Origin of the sequence: Paenibacillus sp. P3E (assembly GCF_001909045.1) — a bacterium.
GTDB lineage: Bacteria > Bacillota > Bacilli > Paenibacillales > Paenibacillaceae > Paenibacillus_AQ > Paenibacillus_AQ helianthi.
In genome coordinates, this window is the sequence record NZ_LVWH01000153.1 from 1 (window position 1) to 685 (window position 685).

At 31.7% G+C, this 685-nt stretch carries 2 protein-coding genes; both read left to right on the forward strand.

What is annotated here, in order from left to right:
- The first annotated feature begins 6 nt into the window (after positions 1 to 6).
- A complete protein-coding gene (locus A3842_RS33890; protein ID WP_483874423.1) occupies positions 7 to 117 on the forward strand; it encodes a hypothetical protein in 111 nt (36 codons plus the stop codon).
- 275 nt (positions 118 to 392) lie between these two features.
- Positions 393 to 685, forward strand: a 293-nt coding sequence (locus tag A3842_RS12995) for a hypothetical protein (RefSeq protein WP_218618681.1), incomplete at its 3' end; no start/stop codon positions are given.

A 685-nucleotide genomic window follows, 5' to 3' on the forward strand; every position in this document is an offset into this window, starting at 1 on the left:
GGGATAATTGATAAAAGACTAGGTAAAAGAAGATTTGAAAAAGTAAAATTGCTGGATAATGAACACCTGCTAGTAAAAATATTTTATGAATTACGTAAAGATCTATTTGAGAGATAATTTGAAGATATTAGCTTATGGAGAAATGAACTATATTTATAGAGTGGAATGGACAATAGCCTACACTAACAAGGCTGATAGAAAAGTAGTTTTTACAAGCAACTATCAATTTGAGTTTGATGAGATTTGAAATGAGGTGAATTTTGACGGCTATGCAGTAATTAAGAATATAAAGGATTTAGCTGACACATCGCTCCCCTAAGATAAGAGCTATTTAGAGGAGAACGATGTCGTGAATATAACAACTATAGATAATATTTTGGGTGGGGGACCAGATGAAGAAGATGATAGCTGTGGGAATGATTGCACTGATTATTAACAATATTACGGTATGCCCTGTTGTTAAAAGCGAATCAAATATTGAAAACAATAAAACAAACAGTGTAACAGTACATAGCGTAGGGAAAATCAATATTGAAAGAGTGGCCTCGATAAAGGAAATAAGTAATACAGATCCGAAGGTCATTATTACAAATTTAGAAAAATGGAAGCATCCGGTAAAAGAGGTTTTCAAGAAAAATAAATTAACGTTAGTAAGAGTGGAATTAACAAATAATAAAACTTATCC